Raw genomic sequence first — 17,037 nt, forward strand, 5'->3', positions numbered from 1 at the left:
CGGTCATTCGTCGTCGCGCCGCACGCGTGACGGATCGAGCGCCAGCCCGCTGCGCACCGCCTGGATGCGCGACGTCACGTTGAGCTTCTCGAAGATGTTCTTCAGGTGCCACTTGATCGTCTCCGGCGCGACCCGCAGCGCGCGGGCGATTTCCTTGTTCGACAGGCCACACGCGACGTAGTCGAGGATCTCGAGCTCCCGCGCGCTGAGGTTGCCGGTCGCACCCGGCCGCGTGGCCGGTGCCCCGCCCGACGCCCGCTGCGCGTCGAACGCACGGGCCAGGTCGCGCAGATACCACGCGCCGACTGCCGGAAAGCGGTCGGCACGCTTCTGCATGCGCGCCAGCAGGCGCTCGGCCGCCGCGCCTTCGTCGACGAAGGTACGGACGAGTCCGTTGCCCTGGCCGTATTCGAGCGCACGCGCGAACGCCGCGAGCGCCGCGCTCTCGTCGCCCGCGTGGTCGAGCGCGATCGCATGCAACACGGCGGCCTGCGCCGCGAACCAGTCGAACCCGCGCGCGGCCAGCACCGCGTGCACGGTCGCCATGCGCTGCGCGGCTTCGTTCGCGCGTGCATCGGCGAGCAGCAGCCTTGCCTGCGCGGATTGCGCCATCTGCCACGTCTCGACGTGGCTCGACGCTTCGTCCGGCGACACGGGCGACACCAGCGACGCCAGCGCGCGCCCCACACGGTGGGCTTGCGTCGGCTGGCCGGCGTCCAGATGCAGCCGGATACCGGTCGCCATGCACGCGACGCGCAGCCGCAGCCATTGCCGGCTGCACGCGATGCGATCGGCTTCGTCGAGCATGTCGTGCGCCCGCGCGTCGTTCCCCGACCGGAATTGCAGCAAGGCGGCGGTCTGCATGAACCTCAGCAACGGCCCGAGCGAACAGGCCTGCATCGCGATGTCGAAGCGGTCGGCCTGCGCGTCGCGCACCTTCGCCCAGTCGTTCCATTCGTAGTAGATCGCCGACAGATAGCCGGCCGACAGCGCCGTCGCCGCCGACAGGCGACCCGCCGAGCGTTCGGCGGCACGCAACGCCGTCTCGAACGTCTTCGACGCGTCGTGCAGCCGCCCGGCGACGAACTCGGCCAGGCCCGACATGTTCTGGCGGTACACGTTCGCGTACAGCGGCTCGTGCCCCGACGCCGCGTGTTCCGCGCGCGCGCCGAGATCCCGCACGTCGCCGAGGCGGCCCGCGTAGCCGAGCCCGAAGATCAGCGTCGTCTGCCCGATCTGCTCGACCCACGAACCGGCCGGCGGGGCGGCCGCCAGCACGCGCTCGCCGAGCTGCAGCGATTCGATGCTGCGATCCGACAGCCCGGCGATCAGCGAGCGCACGGCCAGCAGTTCGGTCGCCGTGACGGCGTCGGTATCGAGCCGCCCGGCCGCGATGTCGGCTTCCAGCGCTTCCAGCGCACGGCGCGCATCGACGATCTGCATCGACAGCGCGAGCGCCCACGTATGCGCGATCCGCAACCGCAGGCGGCCCGTCAGCGCTTGCGCGGGCAGGCGCGACACCCAGTCGAGCACGGTACGCACGTCGCTCGACGCGATGAGCTTCATCGCGCACGCCTCGACCCACCCGGCGGCCGCATCGAAGTCGCCGGCCGCGAGCGCGTGCCTGACGGCGTCCGGCCATTGCCGCTCGGCCGCGTACCACGCGCTCGCGCGGCGATGCAGCGTGGCCACCGCGCCGGGCTCGCGCAGCGCCAGCTCCTCCCGCAGGTATTGCAGGAACAGCGCGTGATAGCGGTAGCGCCGGCGGTCGCCGTCGATCGACCGGATGAAGAGGTTGTGCGCGGTTAGCCATTCGAGGCAGTCGAGCGCATCGTCGCGGCCGGTCAGCGCATCGCACAGCGCCGGCGTCATCCGGTCGAGCACCGCCGTATGCAGCAGGAAGTGGCGGATCGCGTCCGGCACCTGCGTCATCACGTTCTCGTTCAGGTACGCGGCGATGCCGGCACGCGCGTGGCTGACCTGCTCGGCCACGCGCGCCGCGTCGCTGTCGTCGTGCAGCGCCAGGGCCGCCAGTTGCAGGCCCGACACCCAGCCTTCGGTCGCCGCGCGCAGGCGCCCGACGTTGTCCGCATTGAGCGGCTTGCCGGCCACCCGCTCGAAGAACGCGCGCGTCTCCGCGTCGTCGAAACGCAGGTCGTTCTCGTCCACCCGCACGAGTTCGTCGCGCGATTCGAAATAGCTGAGCGGCAACGCGGGCGCCGAGCGGCACGACAGCACGACATGCAGGTTCGACGGCGCATAGCGCAGCAGGTCGAACATCGCGTCGTGGATGACCGGCGACGCGAGGCGATCGAAGTCGTCGAGCATCAGGAACAGCTCGACGCCCGCGCTGTCCAGTTCGTTGAGCAGTTCGTCGAATACGGTCTTCAGCGGAATCAGCGCGCGATCGCGCAACAACTGCTGCGCGCGGGCGCCGACCCCGCCGGTCGTGTCGACGATCGCGGCGACCACGTATGACGCGAAGATCGACGCGTTGTCGTCGTCCTGGTCGAGACTCACCCACGCGACTTTCACGCCCGACGCCACCAGCGCGTGGCGCCACTCGGCCAGCAGCGTGGTCTTGCCGTAACCGGCCGGCGCGCTCACGAGCGTCAGCCGGCGGTCGAGGCCGCGCCTGAGCCGCCCGAGCCGCGCGATGCGCGCCACGATCCCGCGCGCCGACGCCGGCGCCAGCTTGGTGCGCACCAGCACTTCGATCGCATCGGTGTCCGGCGGGCGAGCCGGTTGTCTGCTGTCCGTCGGCGCCATGCTGTTCCTGTTCTCCTCGCGGTGATCGCGTGTCCGCCGGCACGGCAAGCGAAGCCGCCGACCGGGCCGGTCTCGCCGTGCGCCGAAAACAGCATAACGATTCGACGCCGGCCGTCAAAGGTAGGTGATGTCCGTACCGGCGTGGGTGCGCGCTGCGCGTATCGGCCGCGACACGGGACCCGCATTGTTCTCGAACCGGCGCGCGATGTTCAGCCCCCCATTCGGGGGGTTACCCCGGGCGGGGAAGTCGCCTCGTCCCGACCGCCGGCGTCTTCGACGGCCGAGCGCGCCGCTCAGTCGGGCTGGTAGCGCTCGCGCAACGCGCGCTTGTTGATCTTCCCGACGCTCGTCTTCTCGATCGCGTCGACGATCAGCAGCCGCTCCGGCACCGCATAGCGCGAGATCAGCCCGCGGTCGGCCACCTGCTTCACATGCGCTTTCAATTCCTCCGGCTCGACGCGACCGACCTGCTCGTCGGTCAGCACGACCAGCGCGAGCGGACGCTCACCCCAGCGCGCATCCTTCACGCCGATCACCGCCGATTCGCGCACGGCCGGATGACGCGACAGGATGCTCTCGAGTTCGAGCGACGAGACCCATTCGCCGCCCGTCTTGATCACGTCCTTGATGCGGTCGGTGATCTGCAGCCGGCCGTCGGGATCGATCACGCCGATGTCGTTCGTATGCAGATAGCCGCCGGCCCACAGCGCGGCCGACGCCGGCGCATCGCCCAGATAGCCTTGCGTCGCCCACGGCATCCGTACGACGACCTCGCCCGCCGAGCGGCCGTCGTGCGGCACGTCGCGAAACTGCGCATCGACGATGCGCAGGTCGACGAGCGGCAACGGCAGCCCCGCCTTCGTCCGGCGCGCGATGTCGTCATCGGCCGCCGCGCCGCCGGCCGCGCGCGGCGGGTCGATCTGCGCGATCGTCATCAGCGGGCAGGTTTCCGACATCCCGTACCCGGTGTAGACCTCGATCCCGCGCGCGAGCGCCGCCCGCGCCAGCCCGTCGGACAGCGGCGAGCCGCCGACGATCACCTTCCACGCCGACAGGTCGGCCGCCGCCGACGCCGGGCTGTCGAGAATCATCGCGAGCAGCGTCGGCACGCAATGCGAGAACGTCACCGCTTCGCGCGCGATCAGCGCGACCAATCCGTCCGGCGAATAACGGCCCGGATAGACCTGCTTGAGCCCGAGCGCGGTCGCGATGTACGGCATTCCCCAGGCGTGCACATGGAACATCGGCGTGATCGGCATGTAGACGTCGTCGCGATGCACGCGGCCGCGATCGCGCGCGCTCGACAACGCCGCCATGCCCGCGAGCGTGTGCAGCACGAGCTGCCGATGGGTGAACGCCACCGCCTTCGGCAGGCCGGTGGTGCCGGTCGTGTAGAACGTCGTCGCGCGGGTCTGCTCGTCGAAATCGGGGAACGCGAAATCGGGCGAACCGGCCGCGACGAGCGCCTCGTATTCGTCGGTGAAACCGTCCGGCAACCCGGTTTCGTCGCCGTCGGCGATCAGCACGACGTGCCGCACCGTGTCGAGCCGGTCGCGCATGCCCGCCCACAACGGCAGGAAATCGCGGTGCACCAGCACGACGCGCGCGCCCGAATGGTCGAGCGTATACAGCAACTGGTCGGGCGACAGCCGGACATTGGCCGTCATCAGCACCGCGCCCATCATCGGAATCGCGTGGTAGCACTCCAGGTAGCGATGGCTGTCCCAGTCCAGCACGGCGACGACGTCGCCCGCGCCGACGCCGATCGACGACAGTCCGCTCGCGAGTTGCCCGATGCGATGCCGGAACGTCCAGTAATCGTGCCGAACCCGGTCGCCGTACACGATTTCCTGCTCGGGCCGCGTCGCCAGCGGCGCATGAAGCAACTGCTTGATCAGCAGCGGATACGCATGGCCGGACGGTGCCGGTTCGTCTTGCGGGTACGGGTATGACGAATGCATGAAGGTCTCCATGGGCGACCGGTCCGGTCGTCGAGCGTGCGGCCACGATACCGGACCGGCCGGCTTTCGCATCCCCCCTGTCCGGGGGGAGCGAGCCCTCGTCGAAACCGGCGACGAGCCGTCCAGACGCGTATCACGGCGACGGATACGGGATACCCACCCGTTCGGGGAGGCGTTCGCCGCGGAACGGCGTTGTAGGATTCATCGCAGCACGTATCGTCCCTGCGAGATACCCGTCCGCACGACCGGGACATGACCGGAACGCCAGGTCGCCGCCGCGGAATCGCCGCGACGACTCACGCAGGCGCCCACCGGCCACGCCCGCCCCATCCGAACCCATCCCCCGAGCAAGGAGCAGCCATGACTTCCGACACGACGCAGACGGACCGCACGCCCGCCGCCGACCCGGCGGAGAACAACGCGTATTTCCCGTCGCCGTATTCGCTGTCGCAGTACACGTCGTCGAAGACCGACTTCGACGGCTCCGATTACCCGAATCCGTACACCGGCGGCAAGTGGAAGGTCCTGATGATCGCGACCGACGAGCGCTACATCCTGATGACGAACGGCAAGATGTTCTCGACCGGCAACCATCCGGTCGAGATGCTGCTGCCGATGCACCACATGGACAAGGCCGGCTTCGAGATCGACATCGCGACGCTGTCGGGCAATCCGGCCAAGCTCGAACTCTGGGCGATGCCGAGCGATGACGAGGCCGTGCAGAGCACCTACCGCAAGTACCTGCCGAAGCTGAAGACGCCGCTCAAGCTGTCCGACGTGCTCGACCAGCATCCCGGCGCCGATTCGCCGTATATCGCGGTGTTCATTCCCGGCGGCCACGGCGTGCTCGCCGGCATTCCGCACAGCAAGGACGTCAAGCGCACGCTGCGCTGGGCGCTCGACCAGGACCGGCACATCATCACGCTGTGTCACGGGCCCGCATGCCTGCTGTCGGCCGCCGTCGACGAAGATCCCGAGGACTATCCGTTCAAGGACTACGAGCTCTGCGTGTTTCCGGATGCACTCGACACGGGGCCGAACCTCGACATCGGCTACATGCCGGGCCCGCTGCCGTGGCTCGTCGCGCAGAGCCTCGAAAAGCTCGGCGCGCGCGTGCTGAACAAGGACATGACCGGGCGCTGCCATCAGGACCGCAAACTGATCACGGGCGACAGTCCGCTCGCGTCGAACGGCATCGGCAAGCTCGCGGCCGCCGCGCTGCTGAAGGAAGTCGGGCACTGACGGTACGCGCCGCCCTGGCGCGGCGTCTTGCCGGGGCGTGGCCGCCCGTCTCCACTCGACCGCCAGAGCCGTACGGTAGTATGGCGATTCGATGGAACCCCGCTGAATCCGAACGAGTGGCCATGCCCGAATTTTCTTCATCTCCCGGCGCCGGCCAAGGCGCGCAAGCGCTCGTCCTCATCGCCGAGGACGAACCCGAGATCGCCGAGATCCTGACCGCCTATTTCGCGCGCAACGGCCTGCGCACCGTGCACGCCGCCGACGGCCGCCGCGCGCTCGAACTCCACCTGTCGCTGAAGCCCGACCTCGTGCTGCTCGACGTGCAGATGCCGCACGTCGACGGCTGGAAGGTGCTCGCCGAGATTCGCCATCGCGGCGACACGCCGGTCATCATGCTGACCGCGCTCGACCAGGACATCGACAAGCTGACCGGGCTGCGCATCGGCGCCGACGACTACGTGGTCAAGCCGTTCAACCCGGCCGAAGTCGTCGCGCGAGCGCAGGCCGTGCTGCGCCGGTCGATGGCCGGCTCGCGCCAGGAAGAGCAGCGCGTGCTGCGCGCCGCGCCGTTCGAGATCGATCTCGAGCACCACGAAGCGACGGTCGAAGTCGACGGCGCGCGCCACACGCTCGTGCTCACGCTCACCGAATTCAAGCTGCTCGCGCAGCTCGCGCGCGCACCGCGCCGCGTGTTCAGCCGCGCCGAGCTGATGGCGACCTGCCTGCCGGAAGGCGACGCGCTGGAACGCACGGTCGACAGCCACGTCAGCAAGCTGCGCAAGAAACTCGACGATCTCGGCGTTGCGGGCGTGCCGGCCAGCGTGCGCGGCGTCGGCTACAAACTGTGGAGCGGCGAGTGAGACTCGATGGCCTGAGCCGCCAGATCGCGCTGACGATGGGTGCGATCGCCTTCGGCATCACGGTGCTGATCGTCGTGACGGCCTATGCGTTCTACTACCTGCTGTACCAGTACTCGCCGCAATCTTTCCAGGCGGTGAGCTGGCTCCCGAGCGGGCCGGAATGGGTGTGGATCATCTCGACCACGCTGGTCGGCCTGTTGATCGCGGTCATCGTTGCGATCAACCTGTCGCGCCGCATCCTCGTGCCGCTGAATTCGGTGACGGACAGCATCCGCCGCGTCGCGCGGGGCGATCTCGGGGCGCGCGCGGTCGCCGGCGATCGTTCGTTGAAGGAAGCGGCGCTGCTCGCCGACAACTTCAACGCGCTCGCAAGCGAGCTGCAGCGCGTGACGGACGAGCAAACCTTCTGGAACGCGGCGATCGCGCACGAGCTGCGCACGCCCGTGACCGTGCTGCGCGGGCGCTTGCAGGGGCTCGCCGAAGGTGTGTTCACGCCGAGCGATGCGCTGTACCGCAGCCTGCTCGTGCAGGTCGAAGGGCTGACGCGGCTGATCGAGGATCTGCGCGTGGTCAGCCTCGCCGACAGCGGCCATCTGAGCATCGAGATCCGCGACACCGACCTGGCCGCCGAGGTGCGCGCCGTGGTCGACGTGTTCGCGCACGCGCTGCAGGCCGCCGGCCAGCATCCGGTGCTCGATCTCGACCCGCGGCGCATGTGCTGCGACCCGGTGCGCATCCGCCAGGCGTTGCTCGCGTTGCTGGAAAACGCACGCCGCCACGCGGTGCCGGGCGCGATTCGAATCCAGACCCGCATCGAAGACGGCATGTGCCGGCTGCGCGTCGAGGACGACGGCCCCGGTATCCCGGCCGAGTTCGCGCCGCACGTGTTCCAGGCGTTCCGGCGCGTCGACGAGTCGCAACCCGGCGGCACGGGCCTCGGGCTCGCCGTCGTCGCGGCGATCGCGCATGCGCATCGCGGCGAAGCGCTGTGCGTGCCGACCGGCGCCGGCGGCACGCGGTTCGAGGTGCAGTGGCCCGACGATCTCGTGCCGGCGCCCGAAAGCGAGCGGTTCCCGGCGTAACCCGCCGCCGTTACGCCGTTACGCCGCGACACCCTCACGCGCGCGGTTCGCGCCCGACCTGGTCGAGCGGCGGGCTGAACCCGAGCACCGTGTATTCCATCACCGATACCGTCCCTTTCCCGGCCGCGCCCTGCACGACCACCGCGCGCACCGCGCCAGCGCGGTCGAATTTCAGCCGCGTGCCGACGGTCGCGTTACGCAACGCCTCCAGTTCCTCGATCCGCGCGATCGCCAGCTTGCGTACCGCGCCGGACACGTACACGGGCAGGAACGCCAGCGCGATGAAGATCGACACCGCTTCCTTCGACACGCTGTCCAGCACCGGCCGGCCCGACATCACGAGCGACAGCGAGGTCGCCGCGACGAAGATCGCGAGCACGGTCGCACCGACGCCGAGCGACGCGAGCCGCTCGGCCGCCTTCTTCATGCGGGCCTTCACGAGCGCGCGGGCGGTTTCGGACGTCATCAGCCATTCGCGCTGCGCACCGTAAAACCCGGCGATACCGAGAAACAGCGTCGCGGCCGCGCTGACCGCGATGCTGGTGTACAGCGCACCGGCCATCACGCAGACGAATTCGAGCACGAACACGATCGCGAGCGGGCACAGCAGCAGACGGAACGAATAGCCGTCGCGGCCGTGTCCGCGGACCCACCATTTCACCGGCGCGAGCTGCCAGAAGCGGCTCTCCGGGCGGAGCGAAAGTTCGTCGTCGTCGGTCAATGCTTCACCTGTGGGTCCGTTGCATCCATGCGCCCGGTGCGGCTGAAAGCGGAATGAACACCTGGGGTTATCGATTGATCCCAAAGATTCATTGGACAGTGTCTTCGCCGCCGCGCGATGCTGGGCCCGCCCGTGAACGCAGCGTCGTCGCAACGCCGCGCACGAACATGGAGTGAGGCAGATGCCCAACGACCATCGTCAACGGCGCCACACATTGTGGCTGCTGTGCGCGCTTTCGTTCATCCTCTACGTCGATCGCGTCAATCTCGCGACCGCCGCCGGCGCGATCAAGGCCGAACTCGGGCTGTCGAATACCGAGCTCGGCGTCGCATTCTCCGCGTTCGCGTATTCGTATGCAATCTGCCAGATCGGCGGCGGCTGGATCGCCGACCGGTTCGGCGCGCGCATCACGTTGATCGGCTGCGGGCTGATCTGGGTCGTCGCCACGTTCACGACCGGGCTCGTGCACAGCCTCACGCTGCTGTTCGCCGCGCGACTGCTGCTCGGCATCGGCGAAGGCGCGACGCTGCCGGCCCAGGCCCGGGCGGTCACGCACTGGTTCCCGCGCGAGCGGCGCGGCGTCGTGCAGGGCTTCACCCATTCGTTCTCCCGGCTCGGCAACGCGGTCACGCCACCGATCGTCGCCGCACTGATGACGTGGCTGTCGTGGCGCGCGGCGTTCTTCGTGATCGGCGCGGTCACGCTGGCGTGGCTCGCGTGGTGGATCGTCGGCTTCCGCGAGCATCCGGCGGGCGACGACGACGGCCGCACGCGCACCGCGCGCCCTGCCCCACCGTCCGGCCCGGCGCCGTGGGGGCCGCTGTTCCGACGCATGGCGCCGACCATCTTCGTCTACTTCTGCTACGGCTGGACCGCGTGGCTGTTCTTCACGTGGTTGCCGACCTTCTTCCTGAACGGCCAGGGCCTGAACCTGAAATCGACCGCGTTGTTCGCGTCCGGCGTGTTCTTCGCGGGCGTGGTCGGCGATACGCTCGGCGGCTGGCTCTGCGACCGGATCTACCGGAAGACCGGCAACCTCGCGCTGTCACGCCAGAGCGTGATCGTCACGAGCTTCGTCGGCGCGCTCGTCTGCCTGCTGCCGCTCGCGTTCGTGCACTCGACGGCCGGCGTCGCGCTGTGCCTGTCGGGATCGTTCCTGTGCCTCGAACTGACGATCGGGCCGATCTGGGCCGTGCCGAGCGACATCGCGCCGACCCATGCCGGCATCGCGAGCGGGATGATGAACGCCGGTTCCGCGATCTCGGGAATCCTGTCGCCGATCCTGTTCGGCTATCTCGTCGATCGCACCGGCAGCTGGACGGTGCCGTTCGTCGGCTCGGTCGCGATGCTGTTGATCGGCATCGTCGCCGCGCTGCGGATTCGCCCGGACCGCGCGCTGTCCGAATCGATGCCGGCGCTCGTCGACGCGCCTGCTGCGCCGTCGGTGCGCTGAAGCGGTTCACTTCGGGTTCGCCTGCCTCGGCCACCTCGCCGGCGTCGCGATCACGCTTCACCGCGTTCCGCTGTGGTGGTGGCTTGGCTTGCCAGGGTTGTTCGGCTGGTGCGGTTGGTGCGGTTGGTGCGGTTGGTGCGGTTGGTGCGGTTGGTGCGGTTGGTGCGGTTGGTGCGGTTGGTGCGGTTGGTGCGGTTGGTGCGGTTGGTGCGGCTGGTTCGGCTTGATCGGCTTGATCGGCTTGATCGGTCTAATCGGCTGGCGCGGCTGGCTCGGCCGCCGCGGCTGGCAAACCGCGCCATTACGCATCGCCGTCATCCCCCGCGCCGTCCCGGTGAAACAGCGCGAGAAACTGCTGCGCGGGAATGCTCAACGGCCGATCGCGCCGCACGAGGCTGCCGTACGACGGCAGCTTCTGTTCGAGCGCGAAATCGATGATCGCGACGAGCCCGTGTTCGGCATTGCGCCGCGCGACCGTCAGCGGAATCACGCCGAGCATGTGCGAACGGTCGACGAGGTTCATCGTCGTCAGGATCGAGCCCGTTTCGACGAGCCCGCGCGGCATCGGCTGGTGACGCATGCGGAATTCGCGCTCGACGACCTCGCGCGCCGGGCTGCCGGCCGGCTGCAGGATCCACGCGTAATCGAGCAGCGCATCGAATTCGACCGGCCCCGCGCCCGCGAGCGGATGGTCGCGGCCCGCGATGATCGCGAGCGCCTCGTCGTCGACCACGCGGAAGTCGCAGTCGGTCCCGACGTGGCGCCCGATCACCACTTCGAGCACGCCTTCGCGAAGCTGCGGCATCAGCCGGTCGCTCGTATCCACCGCGATGTCGATCGCGAGCAGCGGATAGCGCGCCTTCAACTGCACCAGCGCCTCGGTCAGCCGCCCCGGCGACGCCGCCATGATGCTGCCGATCGCGAGCCGCCCCGCGCTGCCGAGCTGCAGTTCGCCGAGCTCGCGGTTCAGTGCCTCCATGCTGCCGCGGATGCCGCGGAAATAGCCGAGCACGCGCTCGCCGGCCGGATTCAGCACGAGCCCGCGCCCGATGCGATCGAACAGCCGCTGGCCGAGCGCGCTCTCCAGTTCGGCCAGCATCTTCGTCGCGGCGGGTTGCGTGAGGCCCATCTGCTCGGCCGCGGCGCGCAGCGTCGAGCATTCGTCCACAGCCAGCAGCAGCGCGATCTGCCGCATGCGCAGCCGGTTCAGCAGTTGCGGGGTCGAGTCTCGTCGGTCGATCGAGCCCATTTTTGATTACTCCAGGTTATCGATTCATCAAGAGTTTTCAATTTACCGACTCATTCCGTCTACCTAGCATCAACCCCATAGACCAACGGCCACGCGCCGCACCGGAGACACCGCATGCCCACCCCCTCGACCGCCGCCGCCCTGCCCGTCGTCGCGCTGACGCTCGGCGACCCCGCCGGTATCGGCGCCGAACTGATCGCGAAACTGCTCGCCCGCCCCGACGCCACCGCCCGCGCGAACCTCGTGCTGATCGGCGATCGCTGGCTGTGGGAAGCCGGCCAGCGTGTCGCCGGCGTCAAGGTCGACGTCGAACCCGTCGCGTCGCTGGCCGCCGTGCGCGACCGGCCGTCGGCCGCGCGCGCCGCGTTCGTCGCCGTCGACACGGTCGATCCCGCGCAGGTCACGGTCGGCCAGGCGAGCGCCGCCGGCGGCCGCTCGACGCTCGCCGTGCTCGACCGCTGCCTCGACGCCGCACTGGCCGGCGACATCGACGCGATCTGCTTCGCGCCGCTGAACAAGTACGCGATGAAACTCGGCGGGCTGCGCCACGACGACGAGCTGCACCACTTCGCCGAGGCGCTCGGCGTGACCGGCTATTTCTGCGAATTCAACACGCTCGGCGAGCTGTGGACCGCGCGGATCTCGTCGCATATTCCACTGAAGGATGCGGCGGCCCAGTTGAGCATCGAGCGGATCGAGCAGGCGTCCGAGCTGATCTACCGGTCGCTGCTCGCGAACGGCGTCGCCGCGCCGAAGGTGGCGATCGCCGCGTTCAACCCGCACGGCGGCGACGGCGGCAGTTGCGGCCGCGAGGAAGTCGACATCATCGAGCCGGCCGTGCGCCGCTTGCAGGCGCGCGACTGGCCGACCGACGCGCCGTTCCACGGCCCGTTCCCGGCCGACACGATCTTCCTGAAGGCGCAGGCCGGCGATTACCAGGCGATCGTCACGATGTATCACGACCAGGGGCAGATCGCGATCAAGCTGCTCGGCTTCTCGCGCGGCGTGACCGTGCAGGGCGGGCTGCCCGTACCGATCACGACGCCCGCGCACGGCACCGCATACGACATCGCGGGCCGCGGCACGGCCGACGTCGGCGCGACCTGGCAGGCGCTGCAGATTGCGTGCCGAATGGGCGCCGCGCGGCGCTCGCCCATCGTTTCAGCGTGACGCTCGCACGCCTTCTACCCCCGACAACATCGATTCCGGAGACACCCTCATGAAGATCCGTTCCGTGCGCGCCCGCGTATTCCAGTGGAAAGGCAAGACCGTCCCGCCGCAGGGCAACTTCTGTTCGAATGCGATGGACCTGCTGTACGCGCCGCAGGAAACGATGAGCACGTTCCGCTTCCATGCGTGGACGGTCGTCGAAGTCGAAACCGACGACGGCATCGTCGGCCTCGGTAACGTCGCGCTCGCGCCGCACGTCGCGAAGGTCATCATCGACCAGTACCTCGCGCCGCTCGTGATCGGCCAGGACCCGTGGGACTACGAGTACCTGAACCAGCGGATGTACCGCGCGACCCACGCATGGGGCCGCAAGGGCATCGGCATGGCGGCGATCTCGGCCGTCGACATCGCGATCTGGGACATCCTCGGCAAGAGCGTCGGCAAGCCGGTCTTCAAGCTGCTCGGCGGCCGTACCAAGGAAAGGATTCCCTGCTACTACTCGAAGCTGTACCGCACCGACCTGAAGGCGATGCAGGAGGAAGCGCAGCAGTACCTGAAGGAAGGTTTCCGCGCGTTCAAGATGCGCTTCGGCTACGGGCCCGCGCACGGGCAGCAGGGCGTGGTCGAGAACCTGAAATCGGTCGCGGCGATCCGCGAGGTGATCGGCTACGACAACGACCTGATGCTCGAGTGCTACATGGGCTGGAACCTCGAGTATGCGAAGCGCATCCTGCCGAAGCTGGAGAAGTATCAGCCGCGCTGGCTGGAAGAACCGGTGATCGCCGACGACCTCGACGGCTACGCGGAGCTGAACCGGCTGACGCGCATCCCGATCTCCGGCGGCGAGCACGAATTCTCGCTGTACGGCTTCAAGCAGCTGCTCGACCGCAAGGCCGTGTCGGTCGTCCAGTACGACACGAACCGCGTCGGCGGGATCACGATGGCGCACAAGATCAACGCGCTGTGCGAGGCGTACAGCGTGCCGGTGATTCCGCATGCGGGCCAGATGCACAACTACCACCTGACGATGAGCACGCTCGCGTCGCCGATGAGCGAGTACTTCCCGATGTTCGACGTCGAGGTCGGCAACGAGCTGTTCTATTACATCTTCGACGGCGAGCCGGTGGCCGAGAACGGCTTCCTGCAACTGCGCGACGACGTGCCGGGCCTCGGCCTCACGCTGAAGACCGAATTCCTCGACCAGTTCGACATCGTCGAGTGAGGCCGACCATGAACGCACGCTACCAGGGCGTCTTTCCCGTCGTGCCGACGATCTTCGACGCGCACGGCGCGCTCGATCTCGACGGCCAGCGCCGCTGCGTCGATTTCATGATCGATGCCGGTTCGCACGGGCTCTGTATCCACGCGAACTATTCCGAGCAGTTCGCGCTCGGCGACGACGAACGCGATCTCGTCACACGCACGACGCTCGAGCACGTCGCCGGCCGCGTGCCGGTAATCGTCACGACGTCGCACTTCAGCGCGCGGATCTGCGCGGCGCGCAACCGGCAGGCCCAGGCGCTCGGCGCGGCGATGGTGATGGTGATGCCGCCGTACCACGGCGCGACGTTCCGCGTGCCCGAAGCCCAGGTGCGCGCGTACTTCCGCGAAGTCGCCGACGGCCTCGACATTCCGCTGATGATCCAGGACGCGCCGGCGAGCGGCGTGACGCTACCGGCGTCGCTGCTCGCGACGCTCGCACGCGAGATCGACGCGGTGTCGTACTTCAAGATCGAGACGGCCGGCGCCGCGTCGAAGCTGCGCGAGCTGATCGCGCTCGGCGGCGATGCGATCGAGGGGCCGTGGGACGGCGAGGAAGGCATCACGCTGCTCGCCGATCTCGACGCCGGCGCGACCGGCGCGATGACGGGCGGCGGCTATCCGGACGGCATTCGCCGGATCACCGACGCGTATTTCGCCGGGCGCCGCGACGATGCATGCGACGCGTACGCGCGCTGGCTGCCGCTGATCAACTACGAGAACCGCCAGTCGGGCTTCCTCACCGCGAAGGCGCTGATGAAGGAAGGCGGCGTGATCGCGTGCGACCGGCCGCGCGCGCCGTGGCCGGAGTTGCCTCCGCAGGTGCGTGCCGGCCTGCTCGACACGGCGCGGCGGCTCGACCCGCTCGTGCTGCGCTGGGGGCGCTGACCCGACATTGGCTTGCACCCGCAACGCGCGTGCGTTGCGCATCGGCGTGACGGCGGCCCGACAGAAGGCCGCCGCCGCTCATCAGATGGACGGAGACACCATGAACCTGCTGAACCCCGCGACCCCGGCATACGACGCCGGCGAAGTCATCCCGCGCCGCCGCTGGCTCCGCGTGATTCCACCGCTGCTGCTCGCCTGCATCATTTCCTACATGGACCGCGTGAACATCGCGTTCGCGACGCCTGGCGGGATGAATGCCGATCTCGGCATGGACGCGACGATGGCCGGCCTCGCCGGCGGCATCTTCTTCTTCGGCTACCTGTTCCTGCAGATTCCCGGCGGCCGGCGCGCGGCACTCGGCAGCGGCAAGGCGTTCATCGCGTGGTCGCTCGTGAGCTGGGCCGTGCTGTCGGTGCTGACCGGGCTCGTCACGCACACGTGGCAGTTGCTGGCGCTGCGCTTCTTGCTCGGCGTGGCCGAAGGCGGGATGCTGCCCGTCGTGCTCACGATGGTCAGCCACTGGTTTCCCGATCGCGAACGCGGCCGCGCGAATGCGATGGTCATCCTGTTCGTGCCGCTCGCCGGCATGATCACCGCGCCGCTGTCCGGCTTCATCCTCGCCGCGTACGACTGGCATCACCTGTTCTTCTGCGCGGGCGCACTGTCGCTGCTGTGCCTGGTGGTGTGGATGCTGTTCGCGGACGACGGCCCGGAGACCGCGCGCTGGGTATCGCCGTGCGAGAAGGCCTACATCCTCGATGCGCTGCGCGACGAGCAGGAACGCAAGCGCGCGGCCGGCACGCCGGCGGCGGCATCGTTCGGCGAACTGCTGCGCCACCCGACGATCTGGCTGCTCATCGCGATCAACTTCTGCTATCAGGCCGGCATCTACGGCTATACGATGTGGTTGCCGACCCTGCTGAAAAACCTCACGCACAGCGGGATGGGCAGAATCGGCCTGCTCGCGATGCTGCCGTACGTCGCGATGGTGATCGGGATGCTCGTCACGTCGTATTGGTCCGACCGGACCGGCAAGCGGCGTCTGTTCGTGCTGCTGCCGCTCGTCGGGTTCGCCGCGTGCCTCGCGCTGTCGGTGCTCACGCATGCGTCGATGGCCGTATCGTTCGCGTTCCTGATCGGCTGCGGCTTCTTCCTGCAGGCGGCGGCCGGCGTGTTCTGGGCGATTCCGCCGAAGCTCTGCAGCGTCGAGGCGGCCGGCAGCGCACGCGGCCTGATCAACGCGCTCGGCAATCTCGGCGGCTTCTGCGGGCCGTATGCGGTCGGCGTGCTGACGCAGCACGTGAGCTCGGCGGCCGGCGTGTACAGCCTCGCGGTCACGCTCGCGGTGGCCGGCCTGCTCGCGCTGACGCTGCCGAAGCGCTGCGAGGGCTGACGACGCCTGCACGGGACGGAACGACACACCGGAGACCCACCATGAACGACATCCTGCTGCTGGTGCAGAAATGCGCCCATACCTTCAGCTTCTACGACCTCGACACGAAAGCGCCGCTCAAGCACATCGTGCTGCCGAACTTCCCGCACGAGTTCACCGTCGACGTGAACAACCGCTACGCGTACGTCGGCATCTTCGGGATCGAGACCGCGTGGTCGCGCGGCCATGAAGGCGATCACCGGATCGCCGAGATCGATCTCGCCGAGCGCACCCACACGCGCATGCTCGACCTGTGGCCGTACTACCGGCCGCACGGGATGGCGAGCGACGGCGACGGGCGGCTCTATGCGATGAGCGAAGCGCACGACATGCTGCTCGTCTTCGATGAGCCGACCCGGCAGCAGGTCCCGAACATGGCGGTGCCGTCCGGCGGCGTGAAGACGCATCTCGTGACGCTCACGCGCGACGCAAGCCGCGCATACGGCGTGCATCTGCTGTCGAATACGGTCACGCAATTCCATCCGCGCGACGCGACCGTCGCGCCGCGCGCGGTGATGCCCGGCCCGCGCCCCGAAGGCAATGCGCTGTCGAGCGACGAGCGCACGCTGTTCGTCGCGAATCGCGGCGACGACACGCTGGTCGAGATCGACACGGCGACGATGACCTGCGGCCGCCGCGTGAAAACGCGCAGCGACCCGAACCGCATCTACCGGACGAGCGCGCCCGATGGTCACGACCTGCTGCTGTTGACCAACTCGGGCGAGCGGTCGATCTCGGTGTTCGATGCGCGGCAGCTCGAGGAGATCGAGCGCATCGCGCTGCCCGCGAACCCGACCGCGCTGTCGTTCCATCCGTCGCGACGCGTCGCGTACGTGTCGTTCCAGGACGATCATGTGCGCGAACTCGACCTCGATGCGTGGCGTTTCGTCGGTGCGCTGGCGACGCTGCGCGAGCCCGATGCGTCGTACGTGCTCGCCGGCGCCCTCTGA

General features: G+C 68.7%; 14 protein-coding genes. 9 read left to right on the forward strand and 5 right to left on the reverse strand.

Annotated features, from left to right (window positions below; all coding sequences use genetic code 11):
* Window positions 1-3 precede the first annotated feature (3 nt).
* A complete protein-coding gene (locus tag BLS50_RS24630; RefSeq protein WP_074804734.1) occupies window positions 4-2,769 on the reverse strand; it encodes a LuxR C-terminal-related transcriptional regulator in 2,766 nt (921 codons plus the stop codon).
* Between the two features lie 293 nt (window positions 2,770-3,062).
* Window positions 3,063-4,730, reverse strand: a complete 1,668-nt coding sequence (locus BLS50_RS24640) for a fatty acid--CoA ligase (RefSeq protein ID WP_176934295.1) — start codon at window positions 4,728-4,730, stop codon at window positions 3,063-3,065.
* Window positions 4,731-5,090: 360 nt separating this feature from the next.
* Here BLS50_RS24640 and hchA point away from each other — a divergent pair, with 360 nt between their 5' ends.
* The 3 genes from hchA to BLS50_RS24655 all read left to right on the forward strand — a co-directional run bounded on the left by hchA (window position 5,091) and on the right by BLS50_RS24655 (window position 7,914).
* A complete protein-coding gene (gene hchA / locus BLS50_RS24645) occupies window positions 5,091-5,972 on the forward strand; it encodes a glyoxalase III HchA (protein ID WP_074804740.1) in 882 nt (293 codons plus the stop codon).
* A 122-nt stretch (window positions 5,973-6,094) separates the two neighbouring features.
* On the forward strand, window positions 6,095-6,832 hold the full coding sequence (locus BLS50_RS24650; RefSeq protein WP_011694919.1) for a response regulator: 738 nt from the start codon (window positions 6,095-6,097) through the stop codon (window positions 6,830-6,832).
* The gene (locus BLS50_RS24655; protein ID WP_012338978.1) at window positions 6,829-7,914 is read left to right on the forward strand and encodes an ATP-binding protein; all 1,086 of its coding nucleotides are present in this window, start codon (window positions 6,829-6,831) and stop codon (window positions 7,912-7,914) included. Before BLS50_RS24650 ends, BLS50_RS24655 begins: the two co-directional genes overlap by 4 nt.
* 34 nt (window positions 7,915-7,948) lie before the next feature.
* Here the strand turns inward: BLS50_RS24655 and BLS50_RS24660 are convergent, their stop codons facing one another.
* Complete coding sequence (locus BLS50_RS24660) at window positions 7,949-8,635, reverse strand: hypothetical protein (RefSeq protein ID WP_074804743.1); 687 nt, start codon at window positions 8,633-8,635, stop codon at window positions 7,949-7,951.
* A gap of 181 nt (window positions 8,636-8,816) precedes the next feature.
* Between BLS50_RS24660 and BLS50_RS24665 the strand changes: the two genes are divergently transcribed.
* Complete coding sequence (locus BLS50_RS24665) at window positions 8,817-10,088, forward strand: MFS transporter (RefSeq protein ID WP_069230451.1); 1,272 nt, start codon at window positions 8,817-8,819, stop codon at window positions 10,086-10,088.
* A gap of 50 nt (window positions 10,089-10,138) precedes the next feature.
* Here the strand turns inward: BLS50_RS24665 and BLS50_RS36065 are convergent, their stop codons facing one another.
* Entirely contained in the window at window positions 10,139-10,390 is a 252-nt protein-coding gene (locus BLS50_RS36065; protein ID WP_256334140.1) for a hypothetical protein, read from the reverse strand.
* Entirely contained in the window at window positions 10,390-11,337 is a 948-nt protein-coding gene (locus BLS50_RS24670; RefSeq protein WP_011548656.1) for a LysR family transcriptional regulator, read from the reverse strand. Before BLS50_RS24670 ends, BLS50_RS36065 begins: the two co-directional genes overlap by 1 nt.
* A 114-nt stretch (window positions 11,338-11,451) precedes the next feature.
* On the opposite strand from BLS50_RS24670, the gene BLS50_RS24675 reads away from it, so the two are divergent.
* From BLS50_RS24675 to BLS50_RS24695, 5 genes are all read left to right on the forward strand, one after another.
* Window positions 11,452-12,507 (forward strand): 4-hydroxythreonine-4-phosphate dehydrogenase PdxA, encoded by a 1,056-nt coding sequence (locus BLS50_RS24675; RefSeq protein WP_027809528.1) that lies wholly within the window; start codon window positions 11,452-11,454, stop codon window positions 12,505-12,507.
* Window positions 12,508-12,556: 49 nt separating this feature from the next.
* Window positions 12,557-13,729: an L-rhamnonate dehydratase gene (locus BLS50_RS24680; RefSeq protein ID WP_006480062.1), complete on the forward strand. Its 1,173-nt coding sequence runs from the start codon at window positions 12,557-12,559 to the stop codon at window positions 13,727-13,729.
* Between the two features lie 8 nt (window positions 13,730-13,737).
* Window positions 13,738-14,655 (forward strand): dihydrodipicolinate synthase family protein, encoded by a 918-nt coding sequence (locus BLS50_RS24685; RefSeq protein ID WP_074804745.1) that lies wholly within the window; start codon window positions 13,738-13,740, stop codon window positions 14,653-14,655.
* Between the two features lie 100 nt (window positions 14,656-14,755).
* A complete protein-coding gene (locus BLS50_RS24690) occupies window positions 14,756-16,048 on the forward strand; it encodes an MFS transporter (RefSeq protein ID WP_074804748.1) in 1,293 nt (430 codons plus the stop codon).
* A 41-nt stretch (window positions 16,049-16,089) separates the two neighbouring features.
* Window positions 16,090-17,037, forward strand: coding sequence for a YncE family protein (locus tag BLS50_RS24695; RefSeq protein WP_027809531.1), 948 nt, complete (start codon window positions 16,090-16,092; stop codon window positions 17,035-17,037).

The organism is Burkholderia orbicola (genome assembly GCF_900100915.1).
GTDB lineage: Bacteria > Pseudomonadota > Gammaproteobacteria > Burkholderiales > Burkholderiaceae > Burkholderia > Burkholderia orbicola.

Bases quoted from the DNA above. Each gene is read 5' to 3' on its own strand.
- BLS50_RS24670 (WP_011548656.1), bottom strand. From the start codon at position 11,337: ATGGGCTCGATCGACCGACGAGACTCGACCCCGCAACTGCTGAACCGG.
- BLS50_RS36065 (WP_256334140.1), bottom strand. From the start codon at position 10,390: ATGGCGCGGTTTGCCAGCCGCGGCGGCCGAGCCAGCCGCGCCAGCCGA.
- BLS50_RS24630 (WP_074804734.1), bottom strand. From the start codon at position 2,769: ATGGCGCCGACGGACAGCAGACAACCGGCTCGCCCGCCGGACACCGAT.
- BLS50_RS24665 (WP_069230451.1), top strand. From the start codon at position 8,817: ATGCCCAACGACCATCGTCAACGGCGCCACACATTGTGGCTGCTGTGC.
- BLS50_RS24695 (WP_027809531.1), top strand. From the start codon at position 16,090: ATGAACGACATCCTGCTGCTGGTGCAGAAATGCGCCCATACCTTCAGC.
- BLS50_RS24640 (WP_176934295.1), bottom strand. From the start codon at position 4,730: ATGCATTCGTCATACCCGTACCCGCAAGACGAACCGGCACCGTCCGGC.
- BLS50_RS24650 (WP_011694919.1), top strand. From the start codon at position 6,095: ATGCCCGAATTTTCTTCATCTCCCGGCGCCGGCCAAGGCGCGCAAGCG.
- BLS50_RS24690 (WP_074804748.1), top strand. From the start codon at position 14,756: ATGAACCTGCTGAACCCCGCGACCCCGGCATACGACGCCGGCGAAGTC.
- BLS50_RS24675 (WP_027809528.1), top strand. From the start codon at position 11,452: ATGCCCACCCCCTCGACCGCCGCCGCCCTGCCCGTCGTCGCGCTGACG.
- BLS50_RS24685 (WP_074804745.1), top strand. From the start codon at position 13,738: ATGAACGCACGCTACCAGGGCGTCTTTCCCGTCGTGCCGACGATCTTC.
- hchA (WP_074804740.1), top strand. From the start codon at position 5,091: ATGACTTCCGACACGACGCAGACGGACCGCACGCCCGCCGCCGACCCG.
- BLS50_RS24680 (WP_006480062.1), top strand. From the start codon at position 12,557: ATGAAGATCCGTTCCGTGCGCGCCCGCGTATTCCAGTGGAAAGGCAAG.